This window comes from Ruegeria sp. SATB045, from assembly GCF_059613525.1.
This window is the reverse complement of the sequence record NZ_JBXWSR010000020.1, coordinates 406,200-423,073: the sequence shown is the minus strand read 5'-3', so window position 1 is coordinate 423,073 and position 16,874 is coordinate 406,200. Positions and strand designations below refer to the sequence as shown.

Annotated in this window: 18 protein-coding genes; 15 read left to right on the top strand and 3 right to left on the bottom strand. The window is 57.8% G+C overall.

The features are described from left to right. Window positions 1-27 precede the first annotated feature (27 nt). The gene (locus AC2FNR_RS09635; RefSeq protein WP_496848910.1) at window positions 28-2,874 is read left to right on the top strand and encodes a UvrD-helicase domain-containing protein; all 2,847 of its coding nucleotides are present in this window, start codon (window positions 28-30) and stop codon (window positions 2,872-2,874) included. Here the strand turns inward: AC2FNR_RS09635 and AC2FNR_RS09630 are convergent. Next, window positions 2,871-3,512, bottom strand: coding sequence for a hypothetical protein (locus AC2FNR_RS09630; RefSeq protein ID WP_496848909.1), 642 nt, complete (start codon window positions 3,510-3,512; stop codon window positions 2,871-2,873). The two genes, AC2FNR_RS09635 and AC2FNR_RS09630, sit on opposite strands and share 4 nt — an antisense overlap. A gap of 158 nt (window positions 3,513-3,670) precedes the next feature. On the opposite strand from AC2FNR_RS09630, the gene AC2FNR_RS09625 reads away from it, so the two are divergent. Then, window positions 3,671-3,883 carry a helix-turn-helix domain-containing protein gene (locus tag AC2FNR_RS09625; RefSeq protein ID WP_035920163.1) on the top strand — a complete coding sequence of 71 codons (213 nt, stop codon included), beginning with the start codon at window positions 3,671-3,673 and terminating at the stop codon, window positions 3,881-3,883. 2 nt (window positions 3,884-3,885) lie between these two features. Continuing rightward, window positions 3,886-4,086 carry a hypothetical protein gene (locus AC2FNR_RS09620; RefSeq protein ID WP_496848908.1) on the top strand — a complete coding sequence of 67 codons (201 nt, stop codon included), beginning with the start codon at window positions 3,886-3,888 and terminating at the stop codon, window positions 4,084-4,086. A gap of 63 nt (window positions 4,087-4,149) precedes the next feature. On the opposite strand, the gene AC2FNR_RS09615 is transcribed toward AC2FNR_RS09620, so the two are convergent. Further along, window positions 4,150-5,172 (bottom strand): GlxA family transcriptional regulator, encoded by a 1,023-nt coding sequence (locus AC2FNR_RS09615; protein ID WP_496848907.1) that lies wholly within the window; start codon window positions 5,170-5,172, stop codon window positions 4,150-4,152. 162 nt (window positions 5,173-5,334) lie between these two features. On the opposite strand from AC2FNR_RS09615, the gene AC2FNR_RS09610 reads away from it, so the two are divergent. Together AC2FNR_RS09610 and AC2FNR_RS09605 are read left to right on the top strand one after the other, a co-directional pair. Continuing rightward, window positions 5,335-6,717, top strand: a complete 1,383-nt coding sequence (locus tag AC2FNR_RS09610; RefSeq protein ID WP_496848906.1) for an FAD-binding oxidoreductase — start codon at window positions 5,335-5,337, stop codon at window positions 6,715-6,717. 3 nt (window positions 6,718-6,720) lie between these two features. After that, window positions 6,721-7,659 (top strand): homocysteine S-methyltransferase family protein, encoded by a 939-nt coding sequence (locus AC2FNR_RS09605; RefSeq protein ID WP_496848905.1) that lies wholly within the window; start codon window positions 6,721-6,723, stop codon window positions 7,657-7,659. 132 nt (window positions 7,660-7,791) lie between these two features. On the opposite strand, the gene AC2FNR_RS09600 is transcribed toward AC2FNR_RS09605, so the two are convergent. Next, entirely contained in the window at window positions 7,792-8,079 is a 288-nt protein-coding gene (locus AC2FNR_RS09600; RefSeq protein WP_496848904.1) for a hypothetical protein, read from the bottom strand. 163 nt (window positions 8,080-8,242) lie between these two features. Between AC2FNR_RS09600 and AC2FNR_RS09595 the strand changes: the two genes are divergently transcribed. The 10 genes from AC2FNR_RS09595 (at window position 8,243) to AC2FNR_RS09550 (ending at window position 16,872) form a co-directional block, all read left to right on the top strand. Further along, a complete protein-coding gene (locus AC2FNR_RS09595) occupies window positions 8,243-8,569 on the top strand; it encodes a hypothetical protein (RefSeq protein ID WP_496848903.1) in 327 nt (108 codons plus the stop codon). Between the two features lie 64 nt (window positions 8,570-8,633). Continuing rightward, the gene (locus AC2FNR_RS09590) at window positions 8,634-9,212 is read left to right on the top strand and encodes a lytic transglycosylase domain-containing protein (protein ID WP_496848902.1); all 579 of its coding nucleotides are present in this window, start codon (window positions 8,634-8,636) and stop codon (window positions 9,210-9,212) included. Then, entirely contained in the window at window positions 9,212-9,502 is a 291-nt protein-coding gene (locus AC2FNR_RS09585) for a TrbC/VirB2 family protein (protein WP_496848901.1), read from the top strand. The genes AC2FNR_RS09590 and AC2FNR_RS09585 overlap by 1 nt, the downstream gene beginning before the upstream one ends. Before the next feature lie 7 nt (window positions 9,503-9,509). Further along, window positions 9,510-9,788 (top strand): VirB3 family type IV secretion system protein, encoded by a 279-nt coding sequence (locus tag AC2FNR_RS09580; RefSeq protein WP_496848900.1) that lies wholly within the window; start codon window positions 9,510-9,512, stop codon window positions 9,786-9,788. Continuing rightward, complete coding sequence (locus tag AC2FNR_RS09575; RefSeq protein ID WP_496848899.1) at window positions 9,778-12,144, top strand: VirB4 family type IV secretion/conjugal transfer ATPase; 2,367 nt, start codon at window positions 9,778-9,780, stop codon at window positions 12,142-12,144. The genes AC2FNR_RS09580 and AC2FNR_RS09575 overlap by 11 nt, the downstream gene beginning before the upstream one ends. Before the next feature lie 143 nt (window positions 12,145-12,287). Continuing rightward, a complete protein-coding gene (locus AC2FNR_RS09570) occupies window positions 12,288-13,436 on the top strand; it encodes a lytic transglycosylase domain-containing protein (RefSeq protein WP_496848898.1) in 1,149 nt (382 codons plus the stop codon). After that, window positions 13,433-14,212 (top strand): type IV secretion system protein, encoded by a 780-nt coding sequence (locus AC2FNR_RS09565; RefSeq protein ID WP_496848897.1) that lies wholly within the window; start codon window positions 13,433-13,435, stop codon window positions 14,210-14,212. The genes AC2FNR_RS09570 and AC2FNR_RS09565 overlap by 4 nt, the downstream gene beginning before the upstream one ends. A 4-nt stretch (window positions 14,213-14,216) precedes the next feature. After that, entirely contained in the window at window positions 14,217-14,867 is a 651-nt protein-coding gene (locus tag AC2FNR_RS09560) for a VirB8 family type IV secretion system protein (RefSeq protein WP_496848896.1), read from the top strand. A 3-nt stretch (window positions 14,868-14,870) separates the two neighbouring features. Next, complete coding sequence (locus tag AC2FNR_RS09555; protein ID WP_496848895.1) at window positions 14,871-15,566, top strand: TrbG/VirB9 family P-type conjugative transfer protein; 696 nt, start codon at window positions 14,871-14,873, stop codon at window positions 15,564-15,566. Then, window positions 15,559-16,872 carry a TraB/TrbI/VirB10 family type IV secretion system protein gene (locus AC2FNR_RS09550; protein WP_496848894.1) on the top strand — a complete coding sequence of 438 codons (1,314 nt, stop codon included), beginning with the start codon at window positions 15,559-15,561 and terminating at the stop codon, window positions 16,870-16,872. Before AC2FNR_RS09555 ends, AC2FNR_RS09550 begins: the two co-directional genes overlap by 8 nt. Window positions 16,873-16,874: the final 2 nt, after the last annotated feature.

Below are 16,874 nucleotides of genomic sequence, written 5' to 3'. Positions count from 1 at the left end.
TAACCTCTAGAATCTGCCGAGAAAAAAATGCCCAAAACACTTTGGCAGCGCACGAAACACGTTGCCTCAACCTATACTTGGACCTTCATAGTTGTGATGGTCCTCAATCAACTGCTATTCTTCGGCTTTTGCCTAAATCCAATTTGTTTGATCGCGGCTATGCCGCATGTTCTTGCTATCACAGTGGCGTTGGGTAGCTGGTTCAACAAAATCAATGGCTGGGGCGGTGGCGACCAAGAAGTGGAGCGATCCCCCCCTTCAACGAGGGTCGTTCCAAAAAGAGTCCCAGCAATTGGGCCCAGTTCAGAGTATTCAGATTGGCGCAGCGCTTGGTCAACATCCATTGAACCGAACAGATGGATCCCCAAAGGTGAAGCCGAGAACATTGTCCGACGCTTTCCACCATTTAAGAACGGGAGCGAAGAAGCTGAACCCACTTCGCAGTATCCGCATTTCCAGAAGGCTCTTGCAAAGGAGTTTGATGCGGCTAACGCCGCTTTTGGGAAAAAACAGAAAGAACGGTTGAGCGATTTTTTTTCGTCAATCGAGCGGAACCCGCTCACCGATGAGCAAATGGATTGCTGTATCTGCATGGACAACGCGCTTCAAATCGTTGCCGCCGCAGGATCCGGTAAAACATCAACTATCGTTGCACGTGTCGGGTATGCCCTAAAGGAAGGCTTGGTCCCACCTCAGGAGATTTTGATTCTTGCGTTCAACCGATCTGTAAAGGACGAACTGGAAGCTCGTATCAAAGAACGCCTTGGTGATTTTCCCAATGTTAATCGCATTAATGTAAAGACATTCAACGCTTTCGGCCTGGAGGTAATCGGAAAGAGCATCGGGCGAAAGCCAAGGTTGGCTGACTGGGTTGAACCAGGCAAAGACATTCAAGCCATCTCAGAAATTGTAGAAGATCTTCGCCAACGCGATCCCCGCTTCCGGCTTGACTGGGATCTATTCAGAACGGTCTACGGTCGCGGCATTGATGAGTGGGACAACCTCAAACAACCGCAAACCGACGTCATAGGTAAAGGCAGCATTCCAACTGCAGACGGGAAACTGGTTAAGAGCCAAGAAGAGCGCATGATCTGCGATTTTCTCTTCTACCACGGCGTGCCGTATGAATACGAAAGAGCATACGAACACGACACTGCCACAGAAGATCACTCCCAATACCATCCTGACTTTTATTACCCCCGCTTGCACCTCTACCACGAGCATTTTGCGCTAGACGCGGATGGCAAGGCACCGGCCCATTTTTCCGGCGATTATGTTTCGGGTGTCCTCTGGAAAAGGGAGCTACACGACGAAAAAGGAACCCAGCTATTCGAAACCACCTCGCATGGCTTGCGAAACGGGAACGACCTAGATCGGCTGAAATCCGAACTGGAGAAACACGGCGAAGTTCTAGTGTTCGACGAAAACCGAAAATCCACCGGCCAAGAGCCAATTCCAACCAAGCAACTAGCCACGACGATCCGTGCTTTCCAGCAGCATGTCAAAAGCAATGGACTGAGCCCAAGGGACTTGCACCAGAAGATTGCTGATCATGAACGTGGTCACCGCGACCGGCTAACGCGCTTCGTTAAACTCTACGAAAGAGTCGCCGAGGAATGGCAGCGGCGTCTTGCTGTCGAAAACTACATCGATTTCGATGACATGTTGCTCGATGCGATCAAGCACCTGAATGAAGGGACATATCAAAGCCCCTTCAACATGGTTCTTGCGGACGAGTTTCAGGATGTTTCTCAGGCTAAGTTGCGTTTACTCAAAGCCCTCATAGAAAGCGCAGGGACTTCGGCAAGCTTGTGCGTTGTTGGCGACGACTGGCAAGGGATCAATCGTTTCGCTGGTGCCGATATTTCCGTAATGACCGGTTTCGCCCAAACATTCCCGAACGCTACACAGCTCACACTAAGCAAAACGTTCCGATGCCCTCAGGTTTTGTGCGAAGCATCCAGCGACTTCATCCAGAAGAATCCCATCCAAATAAGAAAGACCGTTGAAACCACCAACACGTATGAAAGAGCCGGACTTCATACATTTGCAGCTGAGACGATGAGTGGCGCTCTTGCGCGCATCGAGAAAGATCTTAGGCAGCTGCATGGTGCCGCCATAAAAGGCCAGCTTGACGTTCCCGACGGCAACAAAATCACCATCATGCTCTTGGGCCGTTATCACAAGGATAAGCCCGCCAGCTTCAACAGTTGGAAGCGCGCCTATGGCGATCAACTTGAGCTCAGTTATTCTACTGCCCATGCCGCAAAAGGCCTCGAGGCTGACTATGTGATGCTTCTCAATGTCACCGAAGGCTTGATGGGTTTTCCAAGTCAAATCGTTGACGACCCTGCATTGCAGCTCGCGATGCCAGAGCCCGATGACTTCCCACTGGCTGAGGAGCGCCGCCTTTTCTATGTTGCCCTGACACGCGCCCGCCGACAAACGCGCATCTACACATTGCAGGACAAGCCTTCGAGATTTGTCGTCGAGCTAGCCAAAGACGGGCATACCGAGATTAAAAGTGAAAAGGCTACGTTGAAGGTTTGCCCAAAATGCGGGGCTGGCACGCTGAGCCAAAAGAACGGACGATTTGGGCCGTTTGAAGCGTGCAGCGCGCATCCAGAATGTGATTATACCAAACGACTACTTTCGGTTGGTAGAGGCGGCGCTTCTGCGGCGAAATCCATTCGACTAAAAGACCCCATAGCTGAAGGGGCCAAATGTCCTACATGCAATCAAGGCACCATGGTTCTCCGAATGGGGCCAGACGAGAAACCGTTCCTTGGGTGCTCTTCCTTCCCTCGTTGTCGAACAACAGCACAGGTTACCAAACTGCAAAACGGAAACGGAAAAAGGGGCACTGGGCACTAGTAGGCCACCCACTCATATCCATGGTTGCCTTCGTGATCTTCCCATTCGACACCGACCCCGCGCCGCCAATTTGATGACGAACAGCGTCGCGTCGGCAGAACCCATTGTGGGGCGGCGGCTGGTGTCGTGCGTTGCCAGTTGAACTCGCCCTGCGTACCGTAGCTCCCGAGACGCATGTTGTAGCTCTCCGAGCAATCATCGTCGCGACCGCGCTCGCGATGGCTGTAGTGCCGCACATCCCAGACACGGATCGAGCGGACAAAATCGAATTCCAGACCGCTGATGTCGATATCTGCACCGCCTTCAGTTACCTGAGCCTGAATAACTTTGGCGAGTGCCTGGCCATTGTGATTGCTGGCCTCCCGGATCTTCGGGACCGTGCTTTGCAAAGGCGCGCGCACAGAAACGCCCATAGGGCAGCGCCAGATTTGCAAAGGCGGCTCAATCGGCCAAGGCGTGATCCTGCGGATAAACACGGCACGGGCATGGGCACATTCTGCTGACGCAGGCCACCCACCAGCCAGGCAAAGCAGAATTGCGCAGTCAACCTGATAGGCCTTAGCCGCCTGCGGAGCCACGGCTGAGAGCAGAGCCACGACAGCTCCAAGGCTCCAAGTTCTGAAAAGTCTGCACCACATATCAATAAATGCCTTATGATCACATTACTGCATTATTGATACATTACCTCCAACCCTGACCCTCACACCATATGCGAGGTTAGTGTTTGTTAAGCTCGCGCGCTTTTTGTGGAATATATTCCGTAGAGCGGTTCCTATGATCTGGCCGAATACAGGCCATGAAATTGAGGGAACAAGTAGGGCTAAACATCCGGAATCTAAGAAATTCCAAAGGTATGAGCCAAGAACAACTAGCTTTGGCTGCGGACGTGGACCGCAGCTACATCAGCGAGATCGAACTCGCCAAGAATTCAGCATCAATCGATATTCTGGAGCAAATTGCGCTTGCCCTCGATGTTGCCCCAAAGGAATTGTTTAACGAGAGGGGCTAGTTTTGCCCGAACTTGAGAGTGTTCGCACGACGGCCGAAGCCATCGGTCGCATTACGTGTATCAAGACTGGCGAAGAAATCGGTCTGTTGTATCAGTGGGATAACGGCGAGACGCAGGCAGCGTTATACGATGGCGGCCATCCTAAAACACCACTCTGCTCGGATCATTCCACTGAACCGGACCTTGGCGCAAAACGCAGCTAACGGCCGGAACGAGCCCAAATTGCGTATTTCTGCGCGATGAATGAAGGTCTGCAATGCCGTGCTTCACGCCGGTTGCGCGATCCGGGCAATGCGTTGGAACTTCTTGCGATAGGCAGCGGGTGTCATGCCAGTACCGCGTTTGAAAACCCGTCGAAAGGACGCCGGATCGTCATAGCCGATGGCGGCACCCACGTCGTCATTGCTGATCTGGTCCATCTCGAGCATCTGCTTGGCTTCTTCAACCCGCAGCGCCTGCACGTATTCGATTGGGGTAAAGCCCGTGGCCGTTCGGAAGCGCCTTGAAAACGTGCGCGGGTTGAGGCCGGATCGTTCAACCATCTTCTCTACCGGGTTGGCGGTGGCATAATGTTCGGCAATCCATTCCTGACTGTCGGTGATCGGGCCGTCGTTCGATTCCATGGACCGGGTCATCACCGCATAGGGCGACTGGCCCTCGGCATGTCCCCCGATCAGGAACACCTTAGCGGTTTCAATCGCAACCTGATAGCCACAGAAGCGTGCAATCAAGTAGACTACCAAATCATGCCAGGCGCTTACGCCCCCGGCGGTGACGATCCGGTCTTCCTCCGCCGCCAGACACAGCACTGATTCCGTCTGGAACGAAATTTTGGGGAAATGCCGCTGGAACATGTCACGATAGGCCCAATGCGCCGTGGCGCGATGGCCATCCAGCAAGCCTCCCTCGGCCAAGAGCAGCGATCCCGAGCAGACCGACGACAACAGCGCCCCGCCCGCATGCATGGCCTTCAGCCAGGCAATCTCACGCGGGTAGCGTCCGTGCGGCACATCGTAGATCGTAGTGTACATGTCACAGACAATCACCGCATCAGGGTTCTCAACATCGCCGATGGCGGCATGTGGCTCCACCGGGATATTACCAATACAACGGAAAGGCTTTCCATTGGCGGTGACAATCTTCACGTCCAGCAACTCATCCCCCGGTTTGCCAATCACCATATCCAGATAAACAGCCCCCGCCGACAGCAACACATCATAAAGCCCATAAAGCACCGAAGCCGAAGTCTCGGGCGCGGCCAACAACAAGATCTGCGGTTTTTTTGCCATTTTCTCGAATTCCCCCTTTACGCACAAATGTCCAAAATGGCCCGGTTCTGGCCTATCTTCCATAATCATTTGTCCAGTATGCCGCTAAACTGGCAAAATTGCCACTGATCACGCCAAGCCCGATGCGCTACCCTTTCTAAAAATGAAGGAAAGGATTTGATCATGAGCACCCCAGACACACATATTTCCGGCTTTGACGGTGAGCTTCTGACAGCAGGAGCAGACGGCTATGACGCGGCCCGTAGCGTCTGGAACGCGATGATCGACAGGCGGCCCTCGCTGATTGCACGGTGTCGGAATACGCAGGATGTGATTGCAGCTGTGCGCCACGCCGCAGCCCATGATTTGGGCATTTCAATCCGCGCAGGTGGCCATAACGTGGCGGGCCATGCGGTGTGTGACGATGGATTAATGATTGATCTGACGCAAATGCGCGGTGTCAGCGTTGATGCCGACCGGCGCATCGCTTCGGTGGAGGGCGGCGCCCTCTGGGGGGACGTGGACGAGGCCACCCAGGTCCATGGGCTGGCTACTCCTGGGGGATTGATCTCTGATACCGGCGTGGCGGGGCTGACGCTCTCGGGCGGGATCGGTTGGCTACGCGCCAAACACGGGCTGTCGATTGACAACCTTGTGGCGGCGGATGTGGTCACCGCTGATGGCCAACTGGTGCACACTAGCGCAGAAGAGAACCCGGAACTTCTCTGGGCACTCAGGGGCGGCGGCGGCAATTTCGGTGTGGTGACCCGGTTTGAATTCTCCCTGCATCCGACCGGACCCGAAGTGATGTTCGCCGCCCCGATCTATGCCGTGGAAGACGGCTCCGGCCCGATCCGCGCCTGGCGCGATTTCATGCTTAAGCACGACGGGCTGATCGGGTCGCTGTGCGAATTTTCCACCGCAGGCGGCGAGGATTTCCCCGAAGAAAGCTGGGGCAAGCGCGTCTATACACTAGCCTGCGTTTACAACGGCGACGCAGCTGAAGGTGAGGCGCTGATGCAGCCGCTGAGAGAGCTGGGCGACATGGTCACCGATTTCTCGGGTCGGATGGACTATTGCGAGGTCCAGAAGCTATTTGACACGCTGATGCCTGCCGGCGATTTCCGTTGCTACTGGAAGGCGCGCTACCTGACTGACCTGTCCGATGAGATGATTGACCTGGCCATGGCAAATGCCGAGACCGCACCTTCTGAAAACTCAATCTCGTCACTGTGGAATTTTGGCGGGGCTACTGCGCAGGTACCTGCCGATGCCACCGCCTTTGGCGACCGAACCTTTGGCTGGATGTATTCGCTCGATGGTGTCTGGCCCAATGCCGCGGACGACGCCGCCAACATTGCCTGGGCGCGCGATGGCTGGGACAGCGCCGCGCGTTTCGGGCATGAAGGGCGCGCCTATCTCAACTTCCCGGGCCATGGCGAAGACAATGACGCGCTAACCCGTACCACCTTCGGGGCAAACTACCAAAGGCTAGTCAAAGTCAAAACCAAATACGATCCGCAGAACCTTTTCCGGTTTAATCAGAACATCAAGCCGGAGGCATAAGGCATGGGCCGCCCCAACCCGACCCCTGCCACTGACACCGGCACAATTTTCTTAACCGAAGGAGGCACCGAAACTGAAATCATGTATCGCCACGGGTTCGAACTGCCTGAGTTCGCCATGTTCCCGCTGCTGGAAAACCGAAAGGCCGTAGCCGCCATGCGGCAAGTCATGTCAGATATGCTGGACGTCGCCGCCGAATTTGGCCTGTCGTTCATGCTGACCGGGTTGGATTACCGCGCCAGTCCCGATTGGGGGGAAAAGCTGGGCTATTCACCCGCTGGTCTGGCCGAGGCCAATATCGCCAGCATCGAGTTCCTGCGTGATATCGCAAAGCCCTATGCTGGCCAGATCCCGCAACTGCTGATCGGCGGCTGCATCGGGCCGCGTGGCGATGCCTATGGGTTGAACACCGAAATTACCGCCGAAAGCGCTGAAGACTATCATTCGGTGCAACTGGAAACGCTGAAAGCGGCAAACGTGGATTTTGCCTGCGCGGCAACCTTCAACAACATCCCCGAGGCTGTCGGCGTATCCCGTGCTGCAGCGAGGATAGGCGTTCCGCTGACCGTTTCACTGACGCTGGACAGTTCTCATCGGCTACGCTCCGGGCCGACACTGGCGGAAGCCATCCCTGAGATTGACCGTCAGGCCGGGGGCGCCGCGCCGGATTATTACCTACTCAACTGCTCGCACCCGTTGGAATACGAACCAGCATTGACCGAGGGCAACTGGATAAATCGCCTGCGCGGCGTGCGGCCCAATGCTTCCAAGATGGAGAAAATCGCATTGTGCAAACTGGGCCATATCGAAGATGGCAACCCTGTGGAGCTTGGCCAGCAACTGGTCGACCTGCGGGCGCGCTATCCGCATATGGACATCTTTGGCGGCTGCTGCGGCACTGGCCACGTCCACCTTCGCGAGATTGCCCGCGCGCTGGTTTAGGCGGATGAGAAAGCGGCAACGCGGAACAAACCTGCCGTTCGGGCTATAGATTCCGATGACCGGATCGTCCCGCGTTGGCGACCTTCGCGGCAGCTTTGTTGAACGGCAGCTTTCTCTACTTGAGGACGTGTATCATTTCCTCATATCGTTCAGGAAATCCATAACGCGCGCATAGTCCTCGCTGACCTCGCGCGCTTGTTCGAAGACCTCTCGCCGTTGCTGATACATGCAACGGAAGTACCGCTCGACATCGGTAAAATACGTCTCTGCATCGCGCTTCAACAGGTCCGCGTAGGCCTGCACGTCATCGGCATCGGTCGGCATCCAGGGCGGCGCAGGCGGAAGGCAACTGCTCGCGATCGCGGCAGATCCCCAGCTCACAACGACCATAACCGCCCATGTTTGTTTCAAAAGCGCCATATTATCTTGGCTCAGCCACTCCGTTGCAGTAAATTTGTTTCAACGCATGAAGGGAGCAATACTGCAAATTGCACCTATTGATTGCAAGATTATAATATTGTATCGGTTGGGTAGTCCATGAGGGACTGCCGGGCCAATGCACAATTCGGCAAGGCTCGATCCTATGAATTTGATGCAAGACGCCCCCAATGTTGTCAGTGAAGACGGGCTGCGCACGCTGCTTGCCGAGGGTCATTCGGCAGACGTTGTGTGCCGAGTTACGCCCACACGCACAGGTGCTCAGTGGTCCGGAGTTTGGACCGTACATTGCGTCTCGCCAGACGGCGAGACACGCCGCCTGCTCGTCACCGCGCGCAACAACATGGCCGCTCGGGAGTTCAAGACAATCAACGGCTTATCCAGTTTCCTTGCCGGGCTTGGCGTTTCGATCATTTCTATCCCGATGTTCGAAGGCAAGGTCGCCTCGCACACCGTGGACGACGCGAGCTAAGCCACTTGCCGTCCTCGCAGCATTCCTTGCTGCACCCGCCTATTCTGAAGGTTTCGTTCTTTCTATGCGGGCCAATGGCCAGCTGGAGGCCAAAACACCCCAATCAGGTTTTGCGCAAAGCTATGTCGATGGGATCGGCGCGAACCCACCCGAACTGATCGTTTTCGCAGCACCTGAGCCTGAAGTGCCGCGAACTGCACCCGCTCCGGCACTCCCTCGCCCCGAAATCCTCGCATCCCTCGAAAGCACCGCGCATCGATATGGCGGGCACCCCGCGTTGCGTCGCGCGGGTCTATCGGTGACGGAATGGCAGGCCCTCTTCCAAGCCAATATCGAGATCGAAAGCGCCTATCGCCCGAATGCGCGCAGCTCTGCAGGAGCAATCGGCCTCGGGCAGTTGATGCCTGCGACGGCCGCGCAGCTTGGTGTGGATCCGCATGACTGGCAGGCCAACCTCGATGGCTCCGCCCGCTACCTTTTGATGATGCTGGCGCAGTTCGGCACGCCCGAACTCGCGCTTGCCGCCTACAACGCGGGGCCTGACGCGGTCGCGCGCTACGGCGGCATTCCCCCTTACCGAGAAACCCAAAACCACGTGCGCCGCGTCATGGCCGTACGTGATCGACTGACTGGAGCCTCCTGATGCACACACAATTCCGCACGATCCTGTCGCTGGCTCTAGCCAGCTTTATGATTGCCAATCCCGCCTTTGCGCAGAGCATCGACCTCTCGCCGGTGCAGAACCTTCTGCAAGGCATCGTCGACACAATCACCGGCCCCCTGGGTATTGTCATTGGCACTCTGGCTCTGATCGGAGTGTTCCTCTCTTGGCTCTTTGGCATCCTCGACTTCCGCCAAGCCCTCTGGGTACTGGTTGCCATTGCAGGCATCGCAGCTGCGCCGACCATCGTGACCGCGATCTGGGGCGCGTAAAATCGGCATGGCAACGCAAACCCGCCTCTTCCTGGGCCTGATCCGGTCACCGAAGCTCATTGGCTTGCCAATCATGTATGCCATGGCCTGGCTCTTCGGGTTTGTGTTGCTGTTTCTGTGGGTCCAGAGCTGGCCGGTGATCCTTATCGCCGCTCTGGCCTATCCTGCTTTGTGGAGGGCGGCGGATTGGGATCCGGCCTTTCTTGAGGTGATGGTTACAGCGCTGCAGGAGACGCCACCAACCCCGAACCGCAAGATCTATTCGGGGGACAGCTATGCTCCGTGATCCGTCGGATGATCTTGCGATGCTGCCGGATTGGGCGCGCAAAGAACGGCCTATGGCCAGCATGCTGCCCTATGTCAGCCTCGTGAATGACGTAACGATCCGCACGCGCGGCAATGCTTTGTTCCAGTGTATCCGCCTTGATGGCGTCAACAGCATGACCAGTGATGACGCGCATTTGGAGAAGATCCGCGCACTTTTCGCGGCGATCATCGCGCAGATCGGGCCGGAGTACAGTTTCTACGTTCACAAGGTCTCCAAGGCGATTGAGACCGCCTTGCCAACGGTGTCCGAAGAAGGGTTTGCTCAAGCGCTGGACAGCCGTTGGCAAACGGCCATGGCGCGGGCGGGCCTGCGGGACAAAACCCTCACTCTTACTGTGCTGAAGCGTCCTCCCCTCGGCGCGCGGCTGCGCCTGAAGCGCGCAGACTCAATCGCACAGCTGAAGGACCAGACAGCCAAGCAACTTCGCAAGCTCGGGGAGGTCGTTGGGTTTATGCTATCGTCCTTTGCAGAGATGAAACCGCGCCTCCTTGGGGCTGAAAACGGCGAGCTTCTGGGGTTCCTCGGGTCGCTCAACATCGGCCAGGAACGACAGCTCTTCGCAAAATCCCGCTTTGGAATCATTGCCGAGGATGTGGCCAACACCCGCGTCACGTTTCAGGGGCGAGGTTTTGCGCTGGACGATGGGACGGCGGGCAAGCGGTTTGGCACAAGCTTTGCGATCAAGACTTACCCGGCCAAAACCAGCTGCACCATGTTCGATGAGCTGAACCTGCCTGTCGATATGGTGGTCACGCATTCTTTCACGCCGATCAACAGCAATATCATGGCCAGTCGGATCAAGCGCCAACAGCGTCTGATGAAGGCCAGTGATGATGGGGCGATTTCCCTTGCTGAAGAACTGGTAGACGCATTGGACGATCTGGAATCCAAGCGGCTCAGCTTCGGCGATCATCACATGACCGTTACGGTTTTCGCCGAGACCGAAGAAAAGCTGGAAGCAATCGCCGCCGAGGTGCGCAACATCGCGGCCAGTGAAGGGGTTAATCTGGTGAATGAGAGCTTTGCGGCTCGGACCCATTATTTCGCGCAGCATCCGGGCAACGGACAGATGCGCAGCCGCAAGGCCGCCATCACCAACACGAACTTTGCTGATCTCGCGGCGCTACATCGCGGTCAACTGGGCAAGCCGGGTGATAGAGTGCCTTGGGGCAAACCGATAACCCTGTTCCCGACACCTGAACGTTCGGGCTTCCTGTTCAACTATCACGAGACAGGTCAGCCGGACAAAGAACCGACCGGCGGGCATACTTTGATCCTAGGTCGCCCTGGTTCCGGCAAGTCGGTCTTGTCGGCCTTCCTCATGACCCAAGCCCGTCGCTGCGAGGCACGGGTGTTTGTCTTTGATTATCGCATGGGCATGGAAATGGCTGTGCGCGCAAACGGCGGTTGCTACAGCGCGATCACGGCAGGCGAAGCAACAGGTCTCAACCCGCTGCGCACCGAAATCGACGGGCGCGGGCAAGCCTGGCTTTCTGATTGGCTGGCCACGCTGCTGCATCGCGCCGACAAGCCCCTGAGCCCGGTCCAGATCAACCGCATTCAGGAAGTGGTACGCCAGAACGCCGGAGCGAGCGATGCCGCCCTGCGCAACTGGCAGGATTTGGCCTCCCTCTTTGTGGCCGGGGCGGATGAAGGGGATCTGTTTGAGCGGATCCAGGAATGGACCGCAGATGGTCGCTATGGCTGGATCTTCGGGCAAAGCGCTGAGGATACCTTCTCGCTCGATGGAGATGTCGTGGGCTTCGACCTGACCGGCATTCTCGACAGCGAAAGCGAGAAAGAGCGCATGGCAGTGCTGTCCTACCTGTTCCGGCGGGTGGAGCGTGTAATCGAGGACCGCAAGCCGACATTAATCATCATCGATGAGGCCTGGAAAGCACTCGACAACCCGTATTTTGCGGACCGGCTGAGCAACTGGCTGGTAACGGCGCGCAAACAGAACGCGGTTGTCGTGATGATGACCCAATACGCAAGCCAGCTTGAGAAAACCCGCACCGGCAAAACGATTGTCGAGGCCGTGCCGACGCAGCTCCTTCTGCCCAACATCCGCGCCTCGGCCAGCGACTACACCATGCTGGGCCTCACTGAAAAAGAGCTGAGCGTCTTGCTCGGCACAGGCAGTAGTTCCCGTCTGGCGCTGGTGCGCGATGATCAAGGCTCGGTGGTGATCGACGCCGATCTCAGCGCCCTTGGCCCTTACCTCACGATCCTTGGCGGCATGGAAAAAGGCGAAGCGCTGGTTGGTGCGGATTACCGCCAGAACCTCGATTTTTGGAGACAGATTGATGCGTAGACTTTGCGTTCTTACCCTCACCCTTTTGACGCTGACAGCCTGCGCGGAATACCGGCCGTCGGAAGCAAAATGCTTCAATTCGTTTGCCGAAGTCAGCCGCAGCAACTGCAATTTCGAGCTGCTCGGACCGATTGGTGGTCTCGGTGACTAAGCACTGCCTGCATATCTTTGCAGGCTTGGTGTCGCTCGCCGCGCCATTTGCGTTTGCCCAAGGCGTGCCGACCCTTGATGCGGGCATGTTCTTGCAGCGCGAGCGCGTGCTGCAGCAGGGCGAACAAGATCTGGCTCTGCAGCGAGATCGGCTGACCAAAGGAGAAGAGCTTGAAGAGCTCGAGCAAGAACAACTTCAAGCGCTGGAAGACATCCTCAATGCCGCGACGCTGGCCAGCGGGGATACAGGCGCACTGGTCGCAAGCCTGGAAGCTGGTTCATCACCTGAAAGCGCCGCAGACACGCTCTATGGTTCGGTCGACCCGAACCCCGGCGCGGGCCAGATGTTCGGTGATGCCTCGGGATCAATTGAAGAGCTGATCATTCGTGCCGCGCAAGAAACGCACCACATGTCTGGCGTGCGCGCGGCGGGTCTATCGCCCAAGCAGTGGCGCTGCCTCCTGCAGGCGCTGATATGGCAAGAAAGCCGCTTCACCGTCGGAGCGCGGTCCCCTGTCGGCGCGTTCGGCTTGACCCAGATCATGCCCGGCACGGCGCAGGATCTCGGGATCTATCCGGCCTACTATGAAAACCCCTACATCCAGGTCACCGGCGGCGCGCGTTACCTGGCGCAGATGCTGGCCATGTTCGACGGCAACATCATTCACGGGCTGGCCGCCTACAATGCAGGTCCCGGCAACGTGCAGCGCTACGGCGGCGTGCCGCCCTTTGCTGAGACCCAGCATTACGTTCAGGTCATCCCTGAACGCTACAATCTCTACCTTGCCCGCGTGGGCGGCGTCGACGCGCTTGGCACCATTGATCCGGTTTTGCTCGCCAACTCCACGATGAGCCTGACCTCCTTCGGCGCAGGTGTCTATGGCGACTACTCACTGGTCTCGGTGCAAGCGGCCGCCCTGCGCGTGCAGGACATCATCACCCGCATTGGCGAAACCGACGACATTCACGCGGCCATGTCGCTCAACACCTATGCGCGGGCCGAACTCGCCCGCCTAATCGCCATCCGCACGCGCCTCAAGGCCGCCCATACCCGCCCGCTCAGCGCGGCAGAGCTGGCCATGGCGGCCGCGCAGGCCCGCGAAAAAGACTTCATGCAATTCGATCTGGAGGTCCTACGATGATCCGCTTTCTTTCTGTCATCTCCACTTGTGCCCTCTTGGTTGCGTCACCTGCGTCTGCCCAAGGTGTTCCGACAGTCGACACGCGCAACATCGCACAGGAAATTCGCCAGCTGCAGCAGATGCTGGAGGATTTCGGGATCCAGACCGACCAGCTCGACACGCTTCTCGAACAACTCGATCTAGTGCAGCAGCAACTCGACACGCTCAACGAGACCTACGCCGCGCTGACCGGCGCGACGGATATCATCGAAATGGCCATGGGTGGTGATCTCGACGGGCTGCTCGATCAGGAATTCGGAGATCTTCTTGGCACCATCCGGCAAATCCAGAGCGGCGATTTCAGCGGGCTCATCGGCAATGCCGCCCCTCAGATGGAAGGCCGCATGACGCAAGCCCTCGAAGATGCGGGGTTCGACCAAGATACCCTCTCTGACATGGCCAGCAGCGGCAATCCGGGGGCTGAGCGCATTGCCAGCCAGGCGGGCACCGGGGCAGTGATGTCGGCGGCCGCTGAGAACAGCTATGACGAGGCCGCGCAATCCCTCGAACGGGTCGAACAGCTAGTCTCATTGATCCCGGACATGGAAACGCTCAAGGAGGCTGTCGATCACAACACACGCGTTACAGCCGAACTGGCGATTGCCATGACGCGCATGTGGGAACTCGAAGCCATTCAGACCGTCGGCGCGGGCCAGTCCGGCGTGGTGGATGCCGCCACGCTGGCCAAAGAGCGCCGCTACATGGACTTCACCCTGCCAGAGCTGCGCGCGGACTGATCCTATGAACAGTGAGGCAGAAATCATCGAAGAAGAGCTCGTCTACGGCGCACGACGACGCGAGCTCTTGTGGCAGAAACTGGGGCTGACAGGCATGGCGTTTGGCATGGCAGGTTGCCTCGCCGCTGCCCTCGTGGCCCTGTTCGATGTGGACCCGCCGCCCATGATCGTGCCCTTTGATAGCGAAACCGGCATGGCCCTCCCCAATGCCATGGTTGAAGCGGTCTCACTCACGGAACGCCCCGCTATCATCGAAGCACAGGTCTACCGCTATGTCATAGATCGAGAGACATACAACCAGCTCGACAATGATGTGCGTGTGCGGCGGGTCCTGGACCAGTCGGACGGCGCGGCCGCTACAGGACTGCGCGCGCTTTGGACCAGCGGCCATGAGGCCTATCCGCCCGACAGCTACGGCACAGATGCCCGCCTTGAAGTCGAGGTTCTGTCGATCACCCATATCAGCACCAATCGTGCCCAGGTGCGCCTGCGCAAGTGGCTCAACTCGCCGCGCGGCAGTCAAAACGGGCTCTTCACCGCAACGCTTATGTTTGAGTTTCGGCCCGAGAATAGCCGGTCAATTGACGACGTCTGGCAGAACCCCTTCGGCTTCACCGTCACCGAATATGCGATCCGTTCGGATCGTTTGGAGTAACCCATGCGCCGCCTGTTCTTGATCCTCGCCCTCGTTGCACCGCTTGCTGGCACCGCCAATGCCGAAACCCAGCCCCGACAAGGCCCCTATGATGCCCGGGTCAGGCTCGCCACGTATCAAGATGGGCAGGTCTACCGCATCCGCACCAGCCTGACCCACGTGACCAGCATTGAATTCGGCCCAGGCGAGACCATCCGCTCGATCATTGCGGGCGACACCGAGGGCTTCCTTCTGGACGGCGTGCCTGGTGGCCAGGCCTTTGCAATCAAGCCCGTCACACGCGGCGCGCATACAAACATCACCGTCTACACCAACCGGCGAAGCTATTATTTCAACGTCACTGAGGCGAGCTCGCCGACCTTTTACGTTATCCGTTTCACCTATCCTGAGTCCGCTCCCCAACAATCCCGAGTGGCGGCAAGCCAACCTGCAAACCATGCCTATGGCGTCAGCGCACGATCTGAGATCACCCCACGGGAAATCTGGGATGACGGCGCATTCACCTACTTCCGCTTTGCAGCGAATGCGCCGTTGCCCGCGATTTTTCGTTGGTCAAACGGCAATGAGCGCAGCGTGAATGCGCTCGCGCGACCGGATGGAGTGATCCGCGTGTCAGGTGTCAGCGATCGATGGGTTCTCAGGCTTGGCGAGGACGAGATCTGCGTCCAAGAGATGAGCGAGGCAAATCAGAATGAGTGAAACAGCAAATCTTAAGAAACGCCTCGAAGCACCTGAAGGAAAACCACAAAACCGAAAATCGCGACCGTCATTTTTCGCTATCGCCCTAGGCATCGGGGCAATCGCGGCCCTTGGTGGCCTCTTGCTGCTGTTCTCTGGCAGCTCTGAACCCGACAGCCTGGAAACCGCGTCCCCTGATGAGTTCCAAGCGGCCGGACCGGGCTTTGGTGCGCTCGAGCCCGCGCCTGCACCAATTGACACATCCCCACCGCCAGAGCCGGAACCGGCCAGCGACACAGAAGAGCTGCGCGCCCAAATGGACGCTATGCGGGAAGAGCTTGAAGCCCTGCGCAACGCACCTGCACTTGAAGCGCCAACTGTCGACCTCGAGGCACTGGATACCTTGAGCGCAGAGATCGATGCCCTGCGCAGCGAAGCGGCAGCAACGCAAGCCGCTCTGCGCGAAGAGTTGGAAGAACGTGCCCGACAAATCCAGCGACTGCAGAACGATCTTGAGCTCGCACGCCTGGAAACACCGCGCACGCCCGCACCAACCGGCCCCACGGCCGAGGAACTGCGTCTTCAAGAGCTCGAGCGGCGGCGGCAAGCCGAACTTGAGGAACTCCAAGCCCGTATCGCCAGCCCAATCATCGCCTTTGGCGGTTCGGGCAACGGCAACAATGAAACCGCCGCGCAGCAGCGGCGACTTGATGGCGACACAGACTTTATCCGCAACGGCGCTGAACCTGCTGAGGTGACGCAAGCCCAAGTGATCGTGAACCCGTCAAACACGGTTGTTCAGGGCACGATGATCCAGGCTGTGCTTGAGACAGCAATCGACAGCTCGCTCGCCGGTCAGGTCCGCGCGATGGTGTCTGAAGATGTCCACGCCTATGACGGCTCGCGGATCCTGATCCCGCGCGGCGCACGCCTCATCGGGCGGTATCAATCTGGCCTCGATACTGCGCAGCAACGCGTGACCATCGCATGGGACCGGATCATTCTGCCCAGCAACCAGACCGTTGAAATCAGCGCTTTCGGTGGTGATGAACTGGGGCGCTCCGGCACAACTGGTTTCGTCGACAGCCGTTTTGGCACACGGTTCGGATCCGCCGCGCTGATATCTCTGATCAGAGCCTTGCCTGCAGTGGCAGCCCAAAACACCGAAGACGAGATCACCTCTGATGTGCTCGAGAGCATAGGCGAAGACCTGCAAGACAGCGCGCAAAGCGTGATTGGCGAATACCTCTCCGTCTCGCCCGTGATTCATGTCGACCAAGGTGCCCGCGTCACCGTGATGGTCGACCGCGATCTGGAGATTTTCTGATC